The 23,816-nt window shown below is 60.2% G+C and carries 18 protein-coding genes; 11 read left to right on the plus strand and 7 right to left on the minus strand.

From position 1 onward, the window contains the following. Positions 1 to 57 precede the first annotated feature (57 nt). On the minus strand, positions 58 to 1,950 hold the full coding sequence (gene mutL / locus FIV05_RS00850; RefSeq protein WP_152508350.1) for a DNA mismatch repair endonuclease MutL: 1,893 nt from the start codon (positions 1,948 to 1,950) through the stop codon (positions 58 to 60). Between the two features lie 114 nt (positions 1,951 to 2,064). Here mutL and FIV05_RS00855 point away from each other — a divergent pair, with 114 nt between their 5' ends. Further along, on the plus strand, positions 2,065 to 2,940 hold the full coding sequence (locus tag FIV05_RS00855) for a TIGR01459 family HAD-type hydrolase (RefSeq protein ID WP_152508351.1): 876 nt from the start codon (positions 2,065 to 2,067) through the stop codon (positions 2,938 to 2,940). 28 nt (positions 2,941 to 2,968) lie between these two features. Here the strand turns inward: FIV05_RS00855 and FIV05_RS00860 are convergent, their stop codons facing one another. Beyond that, complete coding sequence (locus FIV05_RS00860; RefSeq protein ID WP_158514211.1) at positions 2,969 to 3,541, minus strand: TetR/AcrR family transcriptional regulator; 573 nt, start codon at positions 3,539 to 3,541, stop codon at positions 2,969 to 2,971. Between the two features lie 201 nt (positions 3,542 to 3,742). On the opposite strand from FIV05_RS00860, the gene FIV05_RS00865 reads away from it, so the two are divergent. Next, positions 3,743 to 5,116 carry a hemolysin D gene (locus FIV05_RS00865; RefSeq protein WP_152508353.1) on the plus strand — a complete coding sequence of 458 codons (1,374 nt, stop codon included), beginning with the start codon at positions 3,743 to 3,745 and terminating at the stop codon, positions 5,114 to 5,116. Then, positions 5,113 to 8,238, plus strand: coding sequence for an efflux RND transporter permease subunit (locus FIV05_RS00870; RefSeq protein WP_152508354.1), 3,126 nt, complete (start codon positions 5,113 to 5,115; stop codon positions 8,236 to 8,238). Before FIV05_RS00865 ends, FIV05_RS00870 begins: the two co-directional genes overlap by 4 nt. 199 nt (positions 8,239 to 8,437) lie before the next feature. On the opposite strand, the gene FIV05_RS00875 is transcribed toward FIV05_RS00870, so the two are convergent. Together FIV05_RS00875 and FIV05_RS00880 are read right to left on the minus strand one after the other, a co-directional pair. Then, entirely contained in the window at positions 8,438 to 9,130 is a 693-nt protein-coding gene (locus tag FIV05_RS00875) for a protein phosphatase CheZ (RefSeq protein WP_209009821.1), read from the minus strand. A 173-nt stretch (positions 9,131 to 9,303) separates the two neighbouring features. After that, entirely contained in the window at positions 9,304 to 9,687 is a 384-nt protein-coding gene (locus tag FIV05_RS00880; RefSeq protein ID WP_006935666.1) for a response regulator, read from the minus strand. A 250-nt stretch (positions 9,688 to 9,937) separates the two neighbouring features. On the opposite strand from FIV05_RS00880, the gene FIV05_RS00885 reads away from it, so the two are divergent. The 3 genes from FIV05_RS00885 to FIV05_RS00895 all read left to right on the plus strand — a co-directional run bounded on the left by FIV05_RS00885 (position 9,938) and on the right by FIV05_RS00895 (position 12,752). Continuing rightward, positions 9,938 to 10,384, plus strand: a complete 447-nt coding sequence (locus tag FIV05_RS00885; protein WP_023002057.1) for a MaoC family dehydratase — start codon at positions 9,938 to 9,940, stop codon at positions 10,382 to 10,384. Between the two features lie 185 nt (positions 10,385 to 10,569). Continuing rightward, on the plus strand, positions 10,570 to 11,568 hold the full coding sequence (locus FIV05_RS00890; RefSeq protein WP_152508355.1) for a bifunctional riboflavin kinase/FAD synthetase: 999 nt from the start codon (positions 10,570 to 10,572) through the stop codon (positions 11,566 to 11,568). Between the two features lie 248 nt (positions 11,569 to 11,816). Beyond that, positions 11,817 to 12,752: a DMT family transporter gene (locus FIV05_RS00895; protein WP_152508356.1), complete on the plus strand. Its 936-nt coding sequence runs from the start codon at positions 11,817 to 11,819 to the stop codon at positions 12,750 to 12,752. Here the strand turns inward: FIV05_RS00895 and FIV05_RS00900 are convergent. Beyond that, on the minus strand, positions 12,744 to 14,027 hold the full coding sequence (locus FIV05_RS00900; RefSeq protein WP_152508357.1) for a glycosyltransferase family 87 protein: 1,284 nt from the start codon (positions 14,025 to 14,027) through the stop codon (positions 12,744 to 12,746). The genes FIV05_RS00895 and FIV05_RS00900 overlap by 9 nt on opposite strands. A 380-nt stretch (positions 14,028 to 14,407) precedes the next feature. On the opposite strand from FIV05_RS00900, the gene ileS reads away from it, so the two are divergent. The 5 genes from ileS to FIV05_RS00925 all read left to right on the plus strand — a co-directional run bounded on the left by ileS (position 14,408) and on the right by FIV05_RS00925 (position 21,766). Next, positions 14,408 to 17,422: an isoleucine--tRNA ligase gene (gene ileS, locus FIV05_RS00905; protein WP_152508358.1), complete on the plus strand. Its 3,015-nt coding sequence runs from the start codon at positions 14,408 to 14,410 to the stop codon at positions 17,420 to 17,422. Between the two features lie 21 nt (positions 17,423 to 17,443). Then, positions 17,444 to 17,977: a signal peptidase II gene (lspA, locus tag FIV05_RS00910; protein ID WP_209009822.1), complete on the plus strand. Its 534-nt coding sequence runs from the start codon at positions 17,444 to 17,446 to the stop codon at positions 17,975 to 17,977. Between the two features lie 114 nt (positions 17,978 to 18,091). After that, entirely contained in the window at positions 18,092 to 18,763 is a 672-nt protein-coding gene (locus FIV05_RS00915) for a hypothetical protein (protein ID WP_023002063.1), read from the plus strand. A gap of 196 nt (positions 18,764 to 18,959) precedes the next feature. Next, a complete protein-coding gene (locus tag FIV05_RS00920; protein WP_286202243.1) occupies positions 18,960 to 20,435 on the plus strand; it encodes a pitrilysin family protein in 1,476 nt (491 codons plus the stop codon). Between the two features lie 2 nt (positions 20,436 to 20,437). Continuing rightward, positions 20,438 to 21,766, plus strand: a complete 1,329-nt coding sequence (locus FIV05_RS00925; protein ID WP_152508359.1) for a pitrilysin family protein — start codon at positions 20,438 to 20,440, stop codon at positions 21,764 to 21,766. Between the two features lie 92 nt (positions 21,767 to 21,858). Here the strand turns inward: FIV05_RS00925 and FIV05_RS31495 are convergent, their stop codons facing one another. Then, positions 21,859 to 22,032 carry a hypothetical protein gene (locus FIV05_RS31495; RefSeq protein WP_173013739.1) on the minus strand — a complete coding sequence of 58 codons (174 nt, stop codon included), beginning with the start codon at positions 22,030 to 22,032 and terminating at the stop codon, positions 21,859 to 21,861. Positions 22,033 to 22,110: 78 nt separating this feature from the next. Next, complete coding sequence (locus FIV05_RS00930; protein ID WP_152508360.1) at positions 22,111 to 23,673, minus strand: EAL domain-containing protein; 1,563 nt, start codon at positions 23,671 to 23,673, stop codon at positions 22,111 to 22,113. Positions 23,674 to 23,816 lie beyond the last annotated feature (143 nt).

The following is a 23,816-nucleotide window of genomic DNA, read 5'->3' on the forward strand; positions in this document are numbered from 1 at the left end:
GTCTCCCATTGCTCCGACGTCTACGATCCGCATCGGGAGGTCGATCAGATTGCCGGGTTATTTGCGGCCGAACAGCTTCTCGATATCGCCGAGTTTCAGCTCCACCCAGGTTGGCCGGCCGTGATTGCACTGTCCGGAAAGCGGCGTGGCTTCCATATCGCGCAAGAGCGCATCCATTTCTTCCGGACGCATGCGCCTGCCTGCACGCACCGAACCGTGGCAGGCCATCGTGGCGGCAACATGGTCCAGCTTTTCCTTGAGACCTTCGGCAGTGTCCCATTCGGCAAGCTCGTCGGCCAGGTTCCGGACCATGCCCTGGATATCCATGTCGCCGAGGATTGCGGGTGTCTCCCTGACGGCGATGGCGCCCGGGCCGAAGGCTTCCAGGGACAGGCCGACCTTTTCGAGATCTTCCGCGCGATCGGCCAGCCGGATTGCATCTTCTTCCGGCAACTCGACGATCTCGGGGATGAGCAGCATCTGGCGGGCGACATCCTTCTTGGCCAGCGCTTCCTTCAGACGTTCGTAAACAAGGCGCTCGTGCGCGGCGTGCTGGTCAACGATGACGACACCGTCCTCGGTCTGGGCGATGATATAGGTCTCGTGAACCTGCGCACGGGCGGCACCCAGCGGAAGGCGGGTCTTTTCGGCTTCGACCGGGACGTCATTCGCGCGGGCATCCGCCGACGGTCTGGCAAAGTCGGCAAAGCCGTTCTGCCGTTCAAAGGCCGGCTGTGCTGCTTCGGCAAAGCCTGCTGCAGACGCCTCCTCCATCTGGGGCGGGCGAAAAGCTTCCGGCGCCCACTGGGGCGCGGCAGACGTGCGTGTGTAGGAACCACCGCCATATCCCCCGGAACGTGCCGGAGAAGTCGGTGTGTGACCCGGTTGAGAGAACCCCGCCGACTGTGCCCTGATGGCGTCCAGTGCAACGGCCGCGTTCGAGGTCGATGACCGGTGTCCGGACTGGACCAGTGCATGCTTGATGGCACCCACCAGAAGCCCGCGCACAAGCTGGCTGTCCCGGAAGCGCACATCGGCCTTGGCCGGGTGCACATTGACATCGACCAATGCCGGATCGAGATCGATGAACAGGACCACGACCGGATGACGGTCACGGGCCAGCACATCGGCATAGGCTCCGCGCAATCCGGATAGCAGCAGCTTGTCCTTCACCGGGCGGCCGTTGACGAAGAAGAACTGGTTCTGCGCATTGCCACGGTGGTGTGTCGGCAAGCCTGCAAAACCGGTGAGACGCACGCCTTCCCGGGCAGCGTCGATTTCCATGGCGTTGTCGACAAAATCCTGGCCGAGAATCTGCGCGATCCGAGCAAGATGCGGTTCACTGCCGCGTGCTGCTGGCCAGCTCTGCGACTGCCGGTCGGCGCCGCCGAGGGAAAAGCCGATCTCCGGATAGGCGAGCGCGATCCGTTTGACGATTTCGGTGATGGCGGCCGCTTCCGCACGATCCGATTTCAGGAATTTCAGCCGGGCAGGTGTCGCGAAGAAAAGGTCACGCACCTCTACCTGGGTGCCTTTTGTACGGGCTGCGGGCACAAGCGGCTGCTCCCTGCCGCCCTCGACGGCGATGGCCCAGGCGTGGTCCTCGTCCTTGTGACGGGTCTGGATCGCCAGCCGGGCGACGGAGCCGATGGACGGCAGCGCTTCACCGCGAAAGCCGAGCGTGCGGATGTCGAACAGGTCGTCGTCGGAAATCTTGGAGGTGCAGTGCCGGCGGATTGCCAGTTGCAGATCCTCCTGGTGCATGCCCTCGCCGTCGTCAGCAACGCGCATGAGCGTCTTGCCACCGGCGGCGGTAACGATCTCGACCTGTTTTGCCCCGGCGTCGACGGCGTTTTCCACCAACTCCTTGATCACGCTCGCGGGTCTTTCGATGACCTCGCCGGCCGCAATCTGGTTGATCACCTGTTCGCCAAGTTGCCTGACCTTCATGAAACTCCCTCTACTCGGTTTCGCACCGCGCCATGTTCCTATATGGTCCGCGCCGAGTTTGCGTCGATTCTTCAGCAAAGCTTATCAGACCTACCCAGATCCGAGTGACCCGCCATGACAGTTTCTGCACCGCTTCTTGTTGAGGGGCTCCGCACCCTCGCCCCGTCCTACAAGGGCATCCTGTGTGACGTGTGGGGCGTGCTGCACAACGGTGTATCGGCTTTTGAAGGCGCACACAAAGCCCTCAAGGCCTTTCGCGAGGAAGCCGGCGGCAAGGTGGTCCTCATCACCAATGCCCCGCGCCCTGCAAAGCAGGTTGGTGAAATGCTGGCCGCTCTTGGCGTGCCGGTGGGAACCTACGACGACATCGTCACCTCCGGCGACGTGACCCGCGAGATCCTTGTGGCTCAGGGCAAAAAGACGCTCCTGCACATCGGTCCGCACCGGGACCAGCCGCTGTATCACGGCCTTGAAGCCACCTTCACCACCAATGACGAGGAAGCGGAAGGCATCAGCTGCACCGGGCTGGAAGACGACGAGGTCGAAACGCCTGACGATTACCGCGACCGGCTGCAGAAGCTGGCCGAACGCGGCCTGCCGATGATCTGCGCCAACCCCGACATCGTGGTGGAGCGCGGCGAGCGCCTGATCTGGTGCGCCGGCGCCCTTGCCCGTCTTTATGAAGATCTCGGCGGCGAAGTGGCCATTCTCGGCAAACCGCATGCCCCCATCTACGACGCGGCAATGAAGCGCCTCGCGACGCTGGCGGGTGAAGACGTCGCCAAGGAAGACGTCCTGGCCATCGGCGACGGTCTGCCGACCGATATCCGCGGTGCGGTGTCTCAGGATCTCGACGTTCTGTTCATCACCGCCGGCATCCATGCCTCCGACTTCGGTCCGAGCGACGCGCCGGACGAACATCTGATCCGCCGCCGTCTGGCCGAAGAAGGCCTGCGCGCTCGTGCTGCCCTGCCGCGTCTTTGGTGGTAAGCGCGCGCAGTATTGCTAGCGGGCTCATTTAACGTCCCGTATCGGGGCCATGCCCCTGCAAATAGGTCTGGACGTAATTTTCCACGTCCAGACCTTCGTGACCTGTCCCCAGACCCATCTCCTTCATGAAGCCCATGACGGCCAGCGGCGCGATGAGCGCAACGGCGAAGCTGACCGGATCGCCCGGCTTTAGCCGCCCGCTGCTCTGATGCTTTGCCAGTGTGCGGGCAACGCCCTGCAGGTTTTTCAGCAGAAAGGGTGTCACCGCCCGCAGTTCAGGATGCTGGGGCACCTGCGCAAACAGCGTCAGGGCAAGCCCGCTGTGCTTGCGATAGGTCTCCAGATAATTGCGCACGATTTCCAGAAGATCGGCCTTTACGTCTTCCCCCGGCAACATCTTGCCGAACGAGACATCGGATAGCGTGTCGCCGATGGCGGCCTCGATCAAACCTGCCTTCGACCCGAAACGGCGAAACAGCGTGACTTCGTTCACCCCTGCCCTGTCCGCTATTTCCTTGGTCGTGGTTCCGCTGAACCCGCGCTCGCAAAACAGTGCGACGGTTGCGGAATAGATTTCTGAAACATCTACATTTCTAGGCACTTGGCCGCCAAACGCGCCGGGCGCGCCCTCAATTCTCCGGAAGACATTCCGTCGCACCTAATGCCAAACAGGTCGCAAATGCAAGCAATCGCTTGCAATAAAATTGAACCATCACTATTTGCAAGTTTGGACTTGCATTAAAAGAATTGTCGCCGGAGGAGGTCTGCAGCCCGCCGAGCGAACTTTGCCAGGAGAGCCGCCGTGTCGCTGTTGCGAAAAGCCCTGATCCTTCCCCCCGTGATCGCCGGTGCGGCGGTGCTGGTTTATGCGGTGAGCGGGCGCGAAGCACCCAAGCGCACCGACATCGGAGAAACGACGACGCTCGTGCGTGTCGTCACTGTTGAGCCTCAGGACTTCGTGCCGCGCGTAACCGGATACGGCACGGTTGATCCCGCCCATACGCTTGATGCCATCGCGCAGGTATCCGGCCGGGTCACCTACATCAATCCGGATTTCAAGCGCGGTGAATTCATCCCGGAGGGCAAAATTCTGGTGACACTGGCACCGGAAGACTACGAGCTGGAGATTGCCGAGGCGCAGAGCGATATCGCCAGTGCCGAGGTGGATATCGAAGAGCTGGCCGTTACCCTGGATACACAGAAACAATCCCTTGCGATTGCCAAATCGGTCCTCGACCTGGAACAGCGTGAGCTGGCCCGGCTGAAAACGCTTCAGGAGCGCAAGGTCGCCTCCGACCAACTGGTCGAAAACCAGGAAGGCACGGTGCTTCAGCAAAAGTCACGGGTCCAGGACCTGGAGAACGAAATTGCGCTCAACCCGGTGAAGCGCAAGGCACTGGAGCAGGTAAAGGCCAAGAACGAGGTTCGTCTGGAAACCGCAAAGCTGAACCTTGCCCGCACCACGATCCGTGTTCCCTTCGATGCCAGGGTTTCGAAGGTCAATGTAGAGATCGACCAGTATGTCGGTGCCGGCAGCTCCATCGGTGAACTTGACGGCATCGACGCAGCCGACATCGACGTTCAGATCAGTCCTGGCAACATGGCCGGATTTGCCAATCTGGCCTTTCCCGGACAATTGGAAACAGAAGAAGGTGTCATCCGGGCACGGCATTCGCTTGACCGGCTGAAGGCCAAGGTAAGGGTCGGTTCCGTCGGAGAGACCGCGGTGTGGGATGCGCACGTCAAGCGGGTCAGCGACACGGTGGATCCGGACACCCGCTCCATCGGACTGATCGTCAGCGTGGACAAGCCCTATGACACCATCCGGCCGGGTATAAAGCCGCCATTGGTCAAAGGCATGTTTACCGAGGTTGAGCTGTCCGCACCGCCCGTGGCCGATCAGATCGTGTTGCCGCGCAACGCGGTCCACAGTGGCAGGATCATGACTGTCTCGCCCGACAGCCGACTGGTCACGGTGCCGGTCGAAATCGCCTTCCGCTTCGATGATATCGTCGTTCTGGGAACGGACCTGCCAGCTGGAAGCAAGGTCATCGTCAGCGATGTGTCCCCGGTGATCGAAGGCATGTTGCTGAAGCCGGTCGAAGACGAAGCCGTGAAGGCAGATTTGAAGCGAATGGCGAGCACGGATGCCTTCAACGGTGAGGACCGGCCATGATCCGCTACTTCGCCCAACACCCAACCGCCGCCAATCTGTTGATGGCCGGTTTCATCATTCTCGGGCTGCTCAACCTTCCGGGTCTTCTGCTGGAAACCTTTCCGCAGATCCCGATAAAACGGATTACCGTGACAGTCGCCTATCCCGGAGCGACCTCAGCCGATGTCGAACGCACCGTTTGCCGGCGCATCGAGGACGCGCTCGACGGGATCGAGAACATCGACGAACTCAAATGCGATTCCCGGGAAAACCTCGCACTTGCGACCGTCAAGATCATGGAAGGCAAGGACATCGACCAGCTGATGCTGGATATCGACCGCGAGATCAACGCGATCGATGATTTCCCCGAGGGCGTTGAAGACCCGATCATCGAAGAAGCGGGCCGCCTGAGCGAGGCGACCTCCGTCGTCATCACCGGAATTGACGACAAGCCGCAGCTGAAGAACTACGCCGAAGCGGTGAAGGACCGCATGCTGAAGTTCGGCGGCATACCCCAGGTCGAGATTTCCGGCTTCTCTGACCGGCAGTTCCGCATCGAGGTGCGCGACGCCGCCGCGCGTGAAGTTGGGCTAACCCTCTCGGAAATCGCAAATACCCTCACCAGGCAGAATATCAGCGCTCCCTCTGGAGAGATCACGACTGTAGGCGGCTCGATCCTGCTGCGTTTCGCCGACGAGCGCCTTGCCGCGGATGCCTATGCGTCGGTGATTGTCGCCTCTTCCCCGCAAGGCGGCCAGATCAAGCTGGGCGACATTGCCACGATCAGTGATCTCTTCGAGGACGAAGAGGTCGAAACCCGGCTCAACGGCAGGTTGGCCGCTGTTCTCGACATTTCCATGACCCGCAGTGACGACCTGATCAAGGTGGTGGAGCGGGTGCAGGATTTCGTCGACGAGGAACAGGCCCGTACTGCCCCGGGCATCACCCTGACCATCATCAACGACGGCTCGATCATCCTGAAGGACCGCCTGTGGATGCTGGTCAACAATTCTCTCCAGGGGCTGGCGCTTGTCGTTGCGGCCATGTGGATCTTCTTTGGCGGGCGGCAGGCATTCTGGATCGGCATGGGCCTGCCGGTGTCCTTTCTGGGCGCACTCGCCGCAATGTCCATTCTGGGGCTGACGATCAACATGCTGTCGATGGTGGCCATGCTGATCGTGGTCGGCATCATGATGGACGACGCCATCGTGATTTCCGAAAACATCGCGACACGGCGCCAGAAAGGGCTCAGTCCCCTGGAGGCCGCCGTGCAGGGAACGCGGCAGGTCGCTCCGGGTGTGCTGTCTTCGTTTGTCACGACCACCGCCATTTTCGGTGCACTTGCCTTTATCGAGGGCGACCTTGGTGACCTGTTGCGCGTGATCCCGATGGTCATGTTGCTGGTTCTGGCCGTGTCGCTGGTCGAAGCCTTTCTGATCCTGCCAAATCACCTGTCCCATGGTGCTACGCGCGACACCCCGAACTGGGTGACCCGCAAGGCCGAAAGCGGTGTCGGTTGGGCGCGGGAGCATGTGATCGGTCCCTGTGCCACTTGGTCTGTGCGGAACCGCTATTTCGTCATCGGTGCCTGCTTCATGCTTTTCCTCGCTTCGGTCTCGCTGCTGGCCGGCGGCGTCGTTAAATTCCAGGCCTTTCCGAACGTGGAAGGCGACCAGATTGAAGCGCGGATCGAATTGCCGGCAAGTGCGACGCTCGCCGACACACGCAAGGTCGTGACAGAGGCAATCAGTGCGCTGGAACGCACGGATGCGGCGCTGTCACCGCGCAATCCGGACGGAACATCTCTCCTCAAGAACATTCTGGTGCGGTTCAACGAAAACAGCGATGCCGGCACCAGCGGAGCACATCTGGCGACCATCGACATTGATCTGCTGGACGGGCCGCTTCGTGACGCAGGCAACCAGGAAATCCTGAAAGTCTGGCGCCAGGAAATGCCCGAAACGCTCGACGTCCGGCGCATCATTCTCACCGAATCCAGCATCGGCCCGGCAGGGCGCGCCATCGAATTGCGCCTGGCCCACAATGACCTGCAGATGCTCGACCAGGCTTCGGAAGAGCTTCAGGCCTGGCTCAAGGGCTATGACGGCGTCTACAACATTTCCGACGATCTCAGCCTCGGCAAACCGGAACTGGCCCTGTCTCTCAAGGACGGAGCCGGAGCGGTCGGACTTGATGCCAAGGCAATCGCCGACCAGCTGAGAGGGGCCTACAACGGCATTACCGCCGATGAGGTTCAAGTCGGTTCGGAAAGCTTCGAGGTCGATGTCCGCCTTGCCGGCAGCGACCGCAACAGCCTTGGCGATTTCGAGCTCTTCACCGTGGAAACCCCTTCAGGTCACCGGGTCCCGCTTGGCTCCGTCGCCGACATCCGGTCCGACCGCAGCTTCACGCGGATCAATCGTATTGACCGGGTGCCGACCGTGACGGTCACCGGCGACGTTCTTCTCGGTGTTGCCAATGCCAACGAAGTCGTCAAGGACACGGAAACGAGATACCTGCCGCAACTCCTGGAAAAATACCCCGGATTGAGCACTTCGACCGAAGGGCAGAATGCGGAAGGCGCGAAGACGCAGGCGTCCATGGTCAAGGCACTCGGCACCGGCCTGATCTTCGTGTTCATCCTGCTGAGTTTCCAGTTCCGCAGCTACAGTGAACCGGTCGTGGTAATGACACTCATCCCCATGGCGTTGATTGGCGCGGTCTGGGGGCACTTCCTGATGGGCATCGACTTTGCGATGCCAAGCATGCTGGGCTTCATTTCGCTTGCCGGGATCGTGGTCAACGATTCAATCCTGCTGGTCCAGTTCATCAAGGACGAGCACGACCCATCGCTGGAAAGTGTTGCCGAGATCGCCCCGCTGGGTGCCAAGGCCAGGTTCCGCGCGATCCTGCTGACGTCGGTGACCACAATCGTCGGCCTGCTGCCGCTGCTTTTCGAAACAAGCCCCCAGGCACAGGTATTGATCCCGCTGGTGACTTCGATCTCCTTCGGACTGATCGGCACGACCCTGATGATCGTCTTCGTGGTTCCGGCGTTTTATACCATCCTCGACGATTTCGACCTGACCTCGCTCGCCCGGGAACGCAAGGCGCATCGGGAGAAGCTGGTGGCCGCCGAATAGATAGACCTCTCCGACGTCGTCGCTGCAGGGCTTGCCCTGCAGTCCACGCCGTTGCCTTGTCCCGCACAAGGCCATTCCGACTGGAGACCAAACGGCATGGATCCCATGGTCAAGCCATGGGATGACGGTGGAGAGAAAGTTCAGAACCAAAAAGGGCCCTCCAATGGAGAGCCCTTTGAAATCGTTTTTTCAGTCCGGATCAGTCGAACAGCTTGTCGATATCCGCCTGTGCGCCGCCCAGAAGGGCATCGATATCGTCCTGCGAAACACCTTCGCCGGAATGCTGTGGACCATGGAGGATCAGCTCGCGCTTGCGGCGCTCCGACTCCGTTTCAACCAACTTCGCATCAAGGTCTTCCGGAATGCGCAGTTGCTCGATGAAGGAAGTCACACGCTCATCGATGTAACGAAGCGTTTCGACCACCTTCGAAATTCTCTGGCCTGTGATGTCCTGGAAGGTGCAAGCCTCGAAGATGCTGATCATCTTGTTGCTGACCAGTTCCTGATAGGCTTCATGGTCGCTGGCATCGGCGCCCATGATCTCTTCGGCTGCTTCCATGATGGTGTTGGTGGCTTCTTCCGTCGCCTCCACGATGGCGTCCAGTTCCCGTCCGGCGTCCGGGATCTTGCTGCCAGTCATGTCATTGGCGCGCAGTTGGGAGATTTCCTCCTTCATGCGCCTGATTTCCTTGGCGATGACGGTCAGCTCTTCCGTGACGGCCGGTTGTACGGTCGACAGAAAATCGTGCATCGAACCCGACATGACTTCTGCAAGATGCATCACGTCAGTCAGGGAAACTTCACCTTGCCTGTTCTTGTTTTCCTGCAGGAAGTCTATGACTCGGGCAATGTTTTCCTGTTTCATACTGGCCACCAGGTCGAGCCTTTCCATTTCGAAAGCATCCTCCGAAGCGCGGATCCGGATTTCTCAGGAACCGCTATAACTTTTCGGATGCAGCAAAGCTGACCCGGCCTGCCTGCCCAGCAAGACCGCGCCGATCCTGTACATCCGTCTGGCACTGGCGGAGGTGCGCCCCAACGCAGCTCCCCGCCAAGTGCAAGAAATCAATCGGAGAAGACCGCCTCGATCTTGCCTTTCAGAGTCTGAGCATTGAAGGGCTTCACGATGTAGTTGTTCACGCCGGCTTTCTTGGCGGCGATGACGTTTTCCGTCTTGGATTCAGCAGTCACCATGATGAAAGGCGTCTTGCTGAGGCTGCCGTCGGCACGAACCTGCTTCAGCAGCTCGTAACCGGTCATCGGCTCCATGTTCCAGTCGGAAATCACCAGGCCATAACGGCGCTGTTTCATTTTTTCCAAAGCTTCGGTGCCGTCCGCAGCATCGTCGATGTCTTCGAAACCGAGTTGCTTGAGCAGGTTCCGAATGATGCGAATCATCGTTTTGTAGTCATCGACCACGAGGACCGGCATCTGAAGATCAAGGGCCATTGTCTACTCCATACTGTCAATTTGCGCGGCCCCTGGCCGTGGGCCGGTGGAAACGCGTTATGACTTCGAAGGAGAGCGACACATTATTGTGTCCTCACCTCCCCACACTCAACGCAATCTACCCGCCGCCCCTGAAAAGACCGTTAATAACGGGGCCTTTTTTCTTCGCCCAAAGCACAATTGCCAGAAAACCTTGCACCGCCTAGCGTCCGCCTACTTCAAATCAAGACAAGTCAGGGCGGAAACCGTAATGTTGGAACTGCAAAAACTCTGCTTCGAAGATCTTTCCGTGGGTATGAGCGAAGTACTCGTGAAGCATGTAAGTTCTTCCGATGTGGTCGGCTTTGCGGAAGTATCCGGCGACCGGAACCCGATTCATCTGTCCGAACATTTTGCCGCCCGCACGCCCTTCAAGACGAGAATCGCCCATGGCCTCTATACGGCCAGCCTGATCTCGGCCGTGCTCGGCACCCGCCTTCCCGGCCCCGGCGCGATCTATCTGTCGCAGACGCTCAATTTCAAGGCCCCGGTCAGGATCGGCGACGACGTCAAGGTGACGGTCACCGTCGAGGAACTGATGGAGCGCGGCAACCGTGCCCGCCTGTCCTGTATCTGCAGTGTCGACGACACCGTGGTTCTGGAAGGCGAGGCACTGGTGAAGGTTCCCGGCCGGGACGAGGATCAATCCGGTCTTTGACGGGCAGCGACTGCAAAGGCAAGTCTTCGGCACATCCCCATCTTGACCTTTGCTTTGCTTGACGGCAGGTTCCACGCCAACGTCGGCAGGTCTGCTCCGCCCGGAGCGCCATGTTCGACGTGTTCCTGCAGGACGGGCCGGCACACCGGACCGTTGTGACGTATCGTTGCGCGAAGGTTTGCCGCATGAGCTCCACTGATCCCTCCAGCTTTCCGATCATCGAAAGCCTGGATGCCTTTCCGGCGGACCTGAAAGGCGGCATCGTTGCCATCGGCAACTTCGACGGCGTTCACAGGGGCCATCGTGCCGTGCTCGACGCCGCGCTCGGTCTTGGCCACGGCACGCATCATCCCGTCTATGCCATGAGCTTCGAGCCGCATCCGCGCACGGTCTTCAACCCGTCCAAACCCGTTTTCCGTCTGACCCCGCCACAGCAGAAACTCGACCTGCTACGCCTGTGCGGTCTCGACGGCGCGCTCATCCTTCCCTTCACCCGGGAGTTTGCCGGCATCGAAGCGAATGCCTTCGTTCAGGACATTCTCATCGACACGCTCGGCATCTCCCACGCGGTCACCGGTTATGACTTCCACTTCGGCCGGGCCAGACAGGGCACGCCAGACTATTTGCGTTCCGCCGGCGCCGACCACGGCTTCGGCGTGACCATCGTCCAGCGCGAGGAAGATGAAGGCGCCGAAGTCATTTCTTCCACCCGTATCCGCGACAGCCTCTCACGGGGGGATATCGCCCAGGCAAACGGTCTCCTTGGCTATCGCTGGTTCTTCGAGGCGGACGTGCGCCACGGAGACAAGCGCGGCCGCGACCTCGGCTATCCGACCGCCAACATGAGCCTTACCGAGGACTGCCCGCTGAAGCAGGGCATCTATGCTGTCAAGGTCCGTGTCGACGAGGCCTGGCATGACGGCGTCGCCAGCTATGGCCGCCGCCCGACCTTCGACAATGGCGCCGCACTGTTTGAAGTGTTCCTGTTCGACTTTGCTGGCGATCTCTACGGCAAGACGCTGCGCGTGCACCTGGTGTCCTATCTGCGCGGCGAAGAAAAGTTCGACTCGGTCGAGGCACTGATTGCCCAGATGGACCGGGACAGCGAAGAAGCCCGCGCCGCGCTCGGCTCGCTACAGCCGCTTTCCGAACTCGACATGAAACTGCTCGAACTTTCCGCCTGAGCAGCCTTCAAAATATTTTCTCTTTTCTGACGAACTTGGCGTTTGCCGGCTTGCTCCGGGAAACGTTCAACTTCAAAAGGAATATGGATCGGCAATCCTGCTGCGGTCAGCGACCGCAGAGATTTTTGCCCGGCCCTTTCCTTGTTGCCGGTCCTTCTCCCAAGCGATTGCCCATCGCCGGAAAGCCGGCGAAATCCCTGTTCGCGTGTGGTTTTCAGTGATGAAGACGCTCCGGAGGTTGCAGCACGATGAAGCGTCAATCCATTTCCTCGCGTTCCGGGGACGTCGAGCAGAACCCGCTCATGGCGATTTTCCTGATGACGTCGGCCATGCTGCTGCTGCCGGTGATGGATATCACCGCAAAATATCTCTCCGCGGAGCTGCCGACGCTTGAAGTCACATTCGGCCGCTTTTTCTTTCAGCTTCTGATCAGCCTTGCCATTGCATTGGTCACCGGCCGTCTCATGCACCTGAGGGGCAAACAACCGGTCGTGAACTACCTGCGCGGCATTCTTCTGGGCACGGCATCGCTCTGTTTCTTCACTGCGGTGAAGTACATGTCGGTGGCGACCGCGATCTCGATCTTCTTTGTTGAACCCATGGTTCTTACCATCCTGGCGGCGGTGCTTTTGAAGGAACAGGTCGGCCCGCGGCGGATCGGCGCCATTCTCGTTGGCCTGCTGGGGGCCATTATCGTGCTGCGGCCGACGCTGGCGGAGATTGGCCTCGTCAGCCTGCTGCCGGTCGCGACCGCCGTTCTGTTTTCCTTCTACCTGCTGCTCAACAGGCTCTACCCCGTTCGCGACGATCTTCTGACCATCCAGTTCAGCGCGGGCCTTTCCGCTTCACTGCTGCTCGGGGCAGGTCTCGTGATCGGATATCTGACCGGGATCGAAGGCATGGAATTCGTCATGCCGGACGCCTCCCAGTCCGGCTTGCTGGCCTTGATCGGGCTGATTTCCTTTGCCGGCCACGGTCTTGTCGTTTCCGCGTTTCAACGCGGCAGCGCCAGTATGCTGGCACCACTGCAATATATCGAAATCGTCAGCGCGACCCTGTTCGGGTATCTGGTCTTTTCCAATTTCCCGGACGGACCGACCTGGCTGGGGATTGCCCTGATCATCTCGAGCGGGCTCTACATCACCCACCGCGAGCGCAAGCTGCGGCAGGCGGCCTCAAACTGATCCGGCAACCGCGCCGTCGAGGTGCTCACGTTCCGGATGTGCGGCGTGCAACTGCAGCCTGCGCAGTCCCAGCCAGACGAGCATCACCGGCAGGACGGGTGCGATCGGCATGCCGAGCCAGATCGCAAACGGGCTGGTGGATGCAGACAGGCCGATGATGATGAAGAGCGCTATTTTCTCGTAAGGCAAGAAGCCGTTTCTGAGGCCCTCGCGGATCAGGAAGGCGCAAGGGATGATGATCAGCGTCAGATCGTAGGAAAGGGCAAAGGGTGTAACCAGCAAGGTGCCGCCGACCAGGACCGGAGCCCGCACCGACATGGCGTCCGTCCGCCGCCAGACACGCCATACGCAAACGGCAGCGGCAAGGGCAAAGACCACCTGCACCATCATCGACGGCAGATGACCGAGCCCCAGCACCCTGCCTGCGCCGTAAACCGAAATCATCTTGACCCATTCCACGCCGCCCAGTTCCATCATGGCGGAGGCAACCGGCGCTTGAATCCAGAAGGCCTGCCAGGCGCCAAAGCCGAGGACCGCAATGCCGAGCGCAACGAACACCAGCGTCGAGACGGATGCACTCAGGAAGGTCCGCCAGTTGAAGCTGGCGACAAGGGCCAGAGGAACCAGGATGCCCAACTGCGGCTTGATGGTCAGAAGACCCAGAGCGATGCCCGCCCACACCATCTGACGCCGTTCGATCCCGACGAGAAAGAAACCGTAGAGCGCTGCGGTCAACGCTGCATTCTGGCCATGGAAGGCGTTGTTCGCGCAGGCCGGAATAAGGATAAGACAGGCGGCCAGCAGCCAGTTGCCCGCAATCAGGCGGCAGGCCAGGCACAACAGGCCCGTGGTGATCCCGATAAAGACGGCAAACGCGATCTTGTAGGGCAGAAGCGCAAACGGCATCTGCAGCATCTGGAACGTGGGCGGATAGAAGAAACCGAAGACAGTGTCTGTTCCGGTGTACTGCTGCTGGAGGGCGGAAAACGCGGCGGGACTGTATGCCACTTCCGGCGTTCCGTTGAGAGCCTGGCCCCCTGCCATCCAGAAGCTGAGGTAATCCATCAGCAACGTGCCGTTGGGCGCGCCATAAGTATTGGGCACCACCAGCATCCACATAAGGCCCAGCGTGAAACCGATTGCCGAACATAGACACGCAAAGCCGATCCGGTCCCAGCTCAGCCAGTCGCCTGTCACGATACCGCGAGACCAGAGACTTGCCTTGTGTACGCCTGCCTGCGACCCATTTGCCGCCTGTTTCACCTGATTGGCCATTTTCTGCCGGTCTGTCCGTCGCTCACCCGTCTCAATCCAGGCCTATCCATGACCGAAAGACATTCATATTCGGTTACCCGAAGCCGATTTTCGGAAGTTGTACGTTTGCCGGACAGACAAACAACACAGGAATTGCCGGAACATCTTTATTCATCGCCGAAGTGCTGCTATGTCCCTTGCCATGCAACACAAGGCTCTCATAGTCGTCGCCAGACCGACGACCGCGATTACGCGAATTACTTGCCCGGCCTTCGGCTGACGCGGCAATGCGGCGCCAGGGACCGGGACTTCCTGATTTCATGTTGCTGCCCGAAACGGGCCGGCAATCATCCTGACATATGACGCGGGCCCAGGGCCCGAACGACCGGATCGACGTGACGATGACCGAGACAGATAAACGCGACTATTCCGAAACGCTGAACCTGCCGCAGACCGAATTCCCCATGCGTGCCGGCCTTCCCAAGAAAGAGCCGGAAATCCTCGCTCGCTGGGAGCAGATGAACGTCTACAAAAAGCTGCGCGAACAGGGCAAGGGCCGCAACAAGTTCGTGCTGCATGACGGACCTCCCTATGCCAACGGCAACATCCATATCGGCCATGCCCTGAACAAGACGCTGAAAGACATCGTCACGCGCTCCATGCAGATGACGGGCTTCGAGAGCAACTACGTTCCGGGCTGGGACTGCCACGGCCTGCCGATCGAATGGAAGATCGAGGAACAGTACCGCGCCAAGGGCAAGAACAAGGACGAGGTGCCGATCAACGAATTCCGCCGCGAGTGCCGCGAATTCGCCGAGCACTGGATCGACGTCCAGCGCAAGGAATTCAAGCGCCTCGGCATCGAGGGCGACTGGGACAACCCTTACCTGACGATGCGCTTCGAGAGCGAAGCCGTGATTGCCCGGGAACTGATGAAGTTCGCAACCTCCGGCCAGCTTTACCGCGGTTCCAAGCCGGTGATGTGGTCGGTGGTCGAAAAAACCGCGCTTGCCGAAGCCGAGATCGAGTATCAGGACTACCAGTCCGACATGATCTGGGTGAAGTTCCCGGTCAAGAACAAAGTTCAAGTTCCTGAAATTGAAATCACCGATCTAAGCGCTGGTGAAGCAGTAACGTCCCCCAACATGTCTGCTCCTGACCTCAAGCAAGAAGCAGCATCTGTAGTCATCTGGACGACGACCCCCTGGACCATCCCGGGCAACCGCGCCATCAGCTATTCCTCGCGCATCGACTACAGCCTCTACGAGGTCACGCAGGACGGACTGCCGGACGACAACTGGGTCCAGAAGGGCGACAAGCTGATCCTGGCGAATGCCCTTGCAGACGAAGTGTTCAAGAACGCCCGCATTACCGATTTCTCCTGCGTACGTGCAGTTGAAGCCGATGAGTTAAGCCTTCTCACCTGCGCCCATCCGCTGGCCGGGCTCGATCTCGGCGGCTACGAATTCGACGTGCCGCTGCTGGACGGTGACCATGTGACCGACGATGCCGGTACCGGCTTCGTGCACACGGCACCCGGCCACGGCACGGACGACTTTGAAATCTGGATGACCAAACGGGCAGATCTCGAAGCACGCGGCATCAACACCGCGATCCCCTTCACTGTTGCCGATGACGGCTTCTACACCAAGGATGCGCCTGGCTTCGAAGGCTGCGAAGTCATCACGCACAAGGGCGAGAAGGGCAAGGCCAACAAGGCCGTGATCGAAAAGCTGAAGGAAAGCGGCAACCTGATCGGTCTCGGCCGGTTGAAGCATTCCTATCCGCATTCCTGGCGTTCCAAGAAGCCGGTGATCTTCCGCAACACGCCGCAGTGGTTCGTCTACATGGACAAGCAGTTGTCCGGCGAAGGCGACACGCTGCGCACGCGGGCACTGAACGCCATCGACGAGACACGCTTCGTGCCGGGTGCCGGCCAGAACCGTCTGCGCTCCATGATCGAGAACCGGCCGGACTGGGTCCTTTCGCGCCAGCGCGCGTGGGGTGTGCCGATCACCGTGTTCATCCACAAGGAAACTTCTGAAGTCCTGAAGGACGAAGCCGTCAACAAGCGCATCTTCGATGCCTTCGTGGCGGAGGGTGCCGACGCCTGGTTTGCGGATGGCGCCAAGGAGCGTTTCCTGGGCAACGACTACAAGGCAGACGAGTGGGACATGGTCCGTGACATCCTGGATGTCTGGTTCGACAGTGGGTCCACACATGCGTTCGTTCTGGAACAGCGCGAAGATCTCGCACCCAAGCGCAAGACCGACGGCGGCAAGGACTATGTCCTTTACCTTGAAGGCTCCGACCAGCATCGCGGCTGGTTCCATTCCTCGCTGCTGGAAAGCTGCGGTACACGCGGTCATGCACCTTACGACGCCGTTCTGACCCATGGCTTCACCATGGCCGAAGACGGCCGCAAGATGTCGAAGTCTCTCGGCAACCAGGTGTTCCCGCAGGACGTCATCAAGCAGTATGGCGCCGACATCCTGCGCCTGTGGGTGGCCTCCACCGACTATTGGGAAGACCAGCGCCTCGGGCCGGAGATCATCAAGACCAGCGTCGACAGCTACCGCAAACTGCGCAACACGCTGCGCTGGATGCTGGGTTCGCTTGGCCATGCCACCGGTGAAGAAGTAGCACTGGCCGACATGCCTGAGCTGGAGCGGCTGATGCTGCACAGGCTGGTCGAACTCGACAAGATGATCCGTGAAGCCTACTGGGAGTTCGACTACAAGAAGGTCTTCCACCAGCTGTTCACTTTCATGACGGTGGAACTGTCGGCCTTCTATTTCGACATCCGCAAGGACGCGCTTTATTGCGATGCGGCTTCGTCCGTGCGCCGCAAGGCGTCGCTCTTCGTGATCGACAAGCTGTTCGATTGCCTGGTGACCTGGCTCGCACCGATGATGCCGTTCACCATGGACGAAACCTGGACCTCCCGTTACGGCGAGGAGGCCTGCGTTCATCTGGAGCAGTTCCCGACTGTTCCGGCCGAATGGCGTGACGATGCACTGGCCGCCAAGTGGGCGAAGATCAAGACGGTTCGCCGCGTGATCACCGGCGCGCTGGAAATCGAACGCCGTGAAAAGCGGATCGGCTCCTCGCTGGAAGCTCACCCGGTCGTGCATGTCACCGATGCGGAACTGATGGACGCGCTCAAGGGCAAGGACATGGCGGACATCGCCATCACCAGCCAGTTGACGCTCAGCAGCGAACCGGCACCGGAAGGCGCGTTCACGCTCGGCGACACCAAGGGTGTAGCTGTCGTGCCCGGCCTTGCCGAGGGTACCAAATGCGCCCGCTCCTGGAAGATCCTGCCGGAAGTGGGATCCGATCCGGATTATCCGGATGTGACCCTTCGCGATGCTGCCGCCCTGCGTGAATGGGACGCTGCCCATGCTGCGGCCTGAGCGGCAGGGTTCCCGGTCACGATGACGCAACAGGATACCTCTTCCAACAATACGAAACGGCCCCTTCTCTGGGGCCGTTTCAGCACATTTGTGCTTCTGATCGCGCTTGTCTGTGTTGTCATCGACCAGGGCAGCAAGCTCTGGCTGGTTTACGGCTTCGATCTTGCCCGCAACGGACCGGTCGATCTTCTGCCGGTTCTCGAGATCGTTCTGGTCTGGAACCGGGGTATTTCCTATGGCCTGTTCCAGCAGAACAGCGACCTGGGCCGCTGGCTTCTGGCCGGTGTGACGATTGCAGTCACGATTGGCCTGTGGGTCTGGTCGGCGCGTTGCCAGTCACGCCTGGTGGCCCTCGCCCTGGCACTGGTCATTGGCGGGGCGATCGGAAACGGGATCGACAGACTGACCTATGGTGCCGTCGTCGACTTCGTCCATTTCCACGTCGGCACGTTCTCCTGGTACGTGTTCAACCTGGCAGATGTGTGGATCGTTGCGGGCGTCGTCGGTCTCCTGTATGACAGTTTCCGAGATGGTCCTAATTCAGCCGCAAAATAATGGTTTAGGCTGGACAACGACTGATCGCGGGCGGAGTGCTGCCGGCTGTTTTTTATGAGAAATCGAGGGGTCTGCGCAGTGCGGACGTTAGTTGGGTTTGTAAAGAATTCTGCAGTGCTGGTGCTTCTGGCCGGTTTGGCCGCATGCCAGGCAGCGGATGGCACGAGCCAGGCACCGGATGTCGCCCTTGTCGACACCGTGATGAAAGGCCTTGGCGCCGTCGATCCGAACGAAAAGCAGATCGAGTACAAACCTCGCGGACCGCTGGCCATGCCCGCAGAGCCGACGAACCTTCCCGAACCGGAAACGAATGTTGCCGGTGTGAACGATCAGAACTGGCCGAAGCAGCGTGAAAACGAACAGCTGACCGAACTGAAGCAGCTTTATGCCAGCTCCGGCAAGACCGGCAGCATGAACAGCGAAGCGCTGACCCCGGAACAGATGCGCGGCTTCAAGATTACCGGTGTTACCGGTCAGAATCGCGATCTCGACGCGGAGCGCCGCTTCAACGAGATTACCGAAGGTGGAAAGCTGACACGTGAAGAACAGCGGGCCGAATGGGAGCGCCTGCAGCAGTTGCGGTCCCAGCAGGCAGGTATCGAGCAGAATGGCCTGTCCGCACGCCGCTACCTGACCGATCCGCCCACCGGCTACAGCACGCCTTCTCCGGATGCACCGATGCCGGAAGTGGTGAAGAAAAAGCGCAAGCCGACGAATTACGACGAGTACGACTCCAAGCCGCTCGATCCGCGCTGCCTGGAAGGCGACCAGAACTTCTGTAACTGATCTCTTCAGTGACCGGACTTCAGGGTCCGAAAGGCAGATGACAAAATTGTAACGGGACCTCCGGACCGCACCTCCTATATGGAGGATAGGTCCGGAGGTCTTTTTTGTTGGCCACCATGAAATTGCCCGGCTTTGCGCTTTTCCCGCACCTGGTTGAAGCGCATGCTGTTCGAACGACAAAGAACGGGAGTTGCACGTGAACCCATCGTCCTCGAAGCACGACAAGACATCCCCCGTGCGGCGGTTGAAGCGCTCCATCGGCCTTGTGCTGATGCCTGCGCTCCTGCTGGGCGGTGGCATGGCCCTTGTGCCGGGAAGTGCCTTTTCCGCGCCGGCAACGGCAGGAAACCTCATGATTGCGCCGAACCTTGAAAGCTTCACGCTGGATAACGGTTTGCAGGTGGTGGTCATCCCGGACCGCCGGGCGCCGGTTGTCACCCACATGATCTGGTACAAGGTCGGTTCCGCCGATGAACCGGAAGGTCAGTCAGGTGTTGCGCATTTTCTCGAACATTTGATGTTCAAGGGTACTCACGACCATCCTAACGGAGAATTCTCCAAGATGGTTGCCGATCGTGGTGGCCAGGAGAACGCCTTCACCAGCACCGACTACACCGCCTATTTCCAGAAAGTCGCCAAGCAGCATCTGCCGCTCATGATGAAGCTGGAAGCCGACCGGATGGAGAACCTGGTTCTGAGCGACGAAGTCGTGACGCCGGAACGAGACGTGGTTCTGGAAGAGCGGCGCATGCGGGTCGACAGTGAACCCGGTTCCCGGCTGCAGGAAGCGCTGAATTCCATCACCTTCGTCAACCACCCCTACGGCTCACCCGTCATCGGCTGGCAGAGCGAAATCGAAGCGCTCAACAAGGAAGCAGCGATCGCCTTCTACGACCGGTTCTACACGCCAAACAATGCGGTGGTGGTAATTGCCGGTGATGTGGACGTTGATGCGGTTCGCAAGCTTGCGCAGGAAACCTACGGCAAGGTTGCCCGGCGCGCAGAGCCTGGAGAACGCCTCCGGCCGGCCGAACCGCCGCTTGCGGGTGAAAGACGCATTGCCGTTTCCGATCCGCGGGTGCGCCAGGAGTCCCTGTCGCAGATCTGGATCGTGCCGAGCCAGACCACCGGCGAAGGCCGGACGCCCGAGGCGCTGGACATACTGTCGTATATTCTGGGCGAAGGGCCCTCCAGCCGCCTGCACAAGGCACTGGTTCTCGACCAGGAAGCCGCCCTCAGCGCCGGCGCCTATTATCAGGGCAGCGCCCTTGATAACGGCCGCTTCGGTCTCTACGCCGTGCCGCGCCCCGGTTACACGTTGGAAGACATGGAGCGGCTGATAGCGACCGAACTTCAGAAACTGCTCGAGACCGGCGTCACGGAAGAAGAAGTCAAACGCGCCCGAAACAGCATGGTCGCCAGCGCGATCTACGCCCAGGACAGCCAATCCGGCCTGGCACGCCTTTTCGGCGGTGCCCTGACCACGGGCCAAACGATCGAAAACGTCCAGACCTGGCCTTCTCAGGTGCAGGCTGTCACCCCTGAAGATGTCCTGGATGCGGCCCGCACTTATCTCGCCGGCCTCCCCGTGGTCGGAGAGTTGCGCATGGAACCGCCAGTCGTGCCGGATGCCGCCCAATCCGATGCGCCCCAGACGAAGGACAAGTCCTGATCATGGCACACACCCTCTTCTCCCTGCGCGGTCCGGTCTCCGCCCTCGCTTTGTCGTTTGTTGCCCTGCTTGGCCTGATGAGGCTGGCACAGGCCGTCGAGATCCAGGAAGTCACCAGCCCCAAAGGCATCACAGCCTGGCTGGTAGAAGACCATACCGTGCCCATCATTGCGCTCGATTTTTCCTTCGATGGCGGCTCCGCGCAGGACCCTGTCGGAAAGGAAGGTCTGACGCGCCTGCTCGCCGCGACGCTGGACGAAGGCGCGGGTGAAATGGATTCCGAGACCTTCCAGGCCAAGCTGGAAGAACTTGCCATCAGCATCAACTTCAGCACCGGCAAGGACCGGTTCTACGGCAGCTTGCGGACCTTGACGCCCACCCTTGACGAGGCGAGTAACCTCCTGGCCCTCGCCGTGAACGAGCCGCGCTTCGACGAAGCCCCGGTGGAGCGGATGAAGGCCCAGCTGTCGCAAAGGGCGCGACGCAACGAAAGCGATCCGGATGCGATTGCCGGAAGAGCCCTTGCCGAAGCTATGTTCGGTGATCACCCCTACGCCCGGCCAACGCTTGGCACCGCCGAAACACTGGCCGGCCTGAACGCGGATGATCTTGCAAGCCAGCAGGGCAAGCTTCTCGCGCGCAAGGGGCTGATCATCGGTGTCGTCGGCGCCATCGATGCTGAAACCCTCGCCGGAATTCTCGACAAGGTCTTTGCTCCTCTGCAGGAGGAAGGACAGCTGGTGCAGATTGCCGATTTCGAACCGGAGTTCGGAACCGGGGTAAACCAGCAGCTGGCGGTACCGCAAACCACAATCCTGCTCGGTCTGCCCGGGCTGACACGTGACGATCCGGACTATCAGGCCGCCTTTGTGATGAACCACATTCTGGGTGGCGGTACCTTCACCTCCTGGATGTATGAAGAAGTGCGGGAAAAGCGTGGGCTTTCCTACGGCGCCGGCACATCTCTTTCTCCTTACGCACACACGGGCCTTCTGATCGCCAATGCTGCGACCAAGGCAGACCGGGCGGACGAGACGGTGAAGATCATGCTGGAACAGATCAGTCGCATGGCCGAGACCGGACCGAGCGAAGACGAATTGCAGTCTGCCAAACAGTATCTGACCGGCTCTTACCCTCTGCGCTTCGACAGTTCCGGCAAGATTGCCCGGCAGTTGGTCGCTCTGCAGAATGCGGAACTCGGGATCGACTATTTCGACCGCCGCAACAGCGAGATCGAGGCTATTTCGCTGGACGACGTCAAACGGGTGGCCAAACGCCTGCTGGCCGACAAGGCTCCGACAGTGGTGACCGTCGGCCCGAAGCAGGGTTAGCCCCAAACCTCCAGCAACATTGCCTCAATGACAAACGCCCCGGCTCAAACCGGGGCGTTTGTGATTTTGCCTGCCAGACTGAAGTGCGACCATCACTGCTCGGGCTTGGGAACAGCCTTCAAGGCAGACAACGTGCATTCGAGATAAGGCATTGCGATCCGCTTGTCCGGGGTGACACAGGGGAACCAGGTCGGCACTCGAATGACGCCGAGCGGAAAAGCCCTTAAGCCGCCTGCTTTTGTCATACGGCGGCAGACCACTGTCATGGCTGCTCCGCCGGTTCTCAGCAGCTGAAATATCGAAGCAGGTTATCGTTTCGGGAACGCGGAAGCGCCTTGCGCTGATCAACCGGCGGCGGAGCGTCTCGGGCCGGGTGCAGGTGCGCCCTGCAGCACTTCCGCACGCACCGGGCGCGGCGGCGAGAACAGGTTGCCCTGAGCAAGCTTGACGTCGTAGTCGAGCAGCTCCAGCACCTGGGATTCCGTTTCCACATGATCAGTGATCAGCTGCATGCCATAGCGATGAAGCAGGTCGCCGAAATCGGACGGATGGATGTGGCCGTGTTTGGCTTCGCGGCGCCCGATGAGATAGTCGGCGTGCAGCTTGCCGTATTTGAAACCCCGGCCAGCCAGGGAGTTGAAGTCCATCTTCATGTCCGCGATCTGGTCGACGGAGAAGCGGAACCCGGCTTCGAACAGCGAACTCAGGCTTTCCAGCTCCATCCCGCCCATGTGGGCGACATCGTCCTGGGAGAATTCGAACACAAGCACATCGGCCAGATCCTGGTTCGCCTTCACGAATTCCAGGAAGCCGGGGAAGAAGGTTTCGTCAACCAGCGACTGCGACGAGATATTGCAGAACAGGATGGCATTGCGATTGCGCGAGGTCAGGCGGCGCACGACCTGGATAGAGCGGAACAGCAGCAGATTGTCGATACGGGCTATCTGGCCCGAGAGAACCGCTTCCGGAATGAAGGCCGATGCTTCGATCAGGTTGCCACCGTTGTCACGCAGGCGGGTGAAGGCTTCATAGTACTTCACCTGGCGCTGCGGCAATGTCACGATCGGCTGCAGGTGGAGCTCCACCCGGTTGGCATTGAGTGCCGACGTGATCAGTTCGCGCATGGCCATGTTCGGCTTCGGCTTTTCGGCCGGCATCGCGGTACGTGCGGCAAGGCGCTGGTCGGGTTCATCCGGCAGTTCGAATGCGTAATCCTGCTGCTGGTGGTTCGGCTGTTCCTTGACCGGAACATGACCCAGCTTATCCTCGAGACGCGGCGCGTGCACACCATAGCGTCGATCGAAATCGTTCATGTCCCGGCGCGGTGCAGCCGCTGGCGTATAGGGCTCCTGCATGCCGTTGTTCGTTTCATGGGAAAAGGACGCCGGGGCGTGTTGCTGGCGCTGCGGGGCCTGCGCAGGCTGCTGAACCGGAGGCCAGTTCTGCGGTGCCTGATAGGTGGACCGGCGTTCTTCCTGGTAGGTTTCCTGGGGCTGCTGATAACGCGGCAGGCTTGGCATCTGCGGCGGCGGCGCGATGGCCTGCTGGTCCTCGACCCTCGCTTCAAGGTCGGACATGGCCTCGGCCATCTGCTTGACCAAGGTGCCAAGAACTTCAACTTCAGCAAACAGAGGGTCGATTTCGGCGCGGGTACGGCGCGGCATGGTGTGTTCCATGCCCGTGAGCCTGCCTTCGAGATTGCCGACATCCTCGTCCAGATCCGCCATGCGCTCTTCAAGACGGTCGACCGCTTCGCTCACCGCGCCGCGGTCGCGTGCACGACCGATCAGCAGGTGGATCAGGATCATGGTGCACATGAGCGCAAGCGACAGGGAAACAGCTTCGCCGAACGGCCGTCCGAACTGGAAGACCAGAACTGTCGCAGACGACAGCGCGATCACGGCCATGCAAATTGCTACGAATATGGTCCCTGTCCGCCCCATGGTATTCGAAAGTTCCAACGCGAATCAAAAGTTACTGGTTAATCATGCCTTAAGAACCATGCGTGGCCGAATCTACAACCGCCTTGCGGTATGGAATCCGTGACTTG

It is taken from the genome of Labrenzia sp. THAF191a (genome assembly GCF_009363335.1).
Taxonomy (GTDB): Bacteria; Pseudomonadota; Alphaproteobacteria; order Rhizobiales; family Stappiaceae; genus Roseibium; species Roseibium algicola.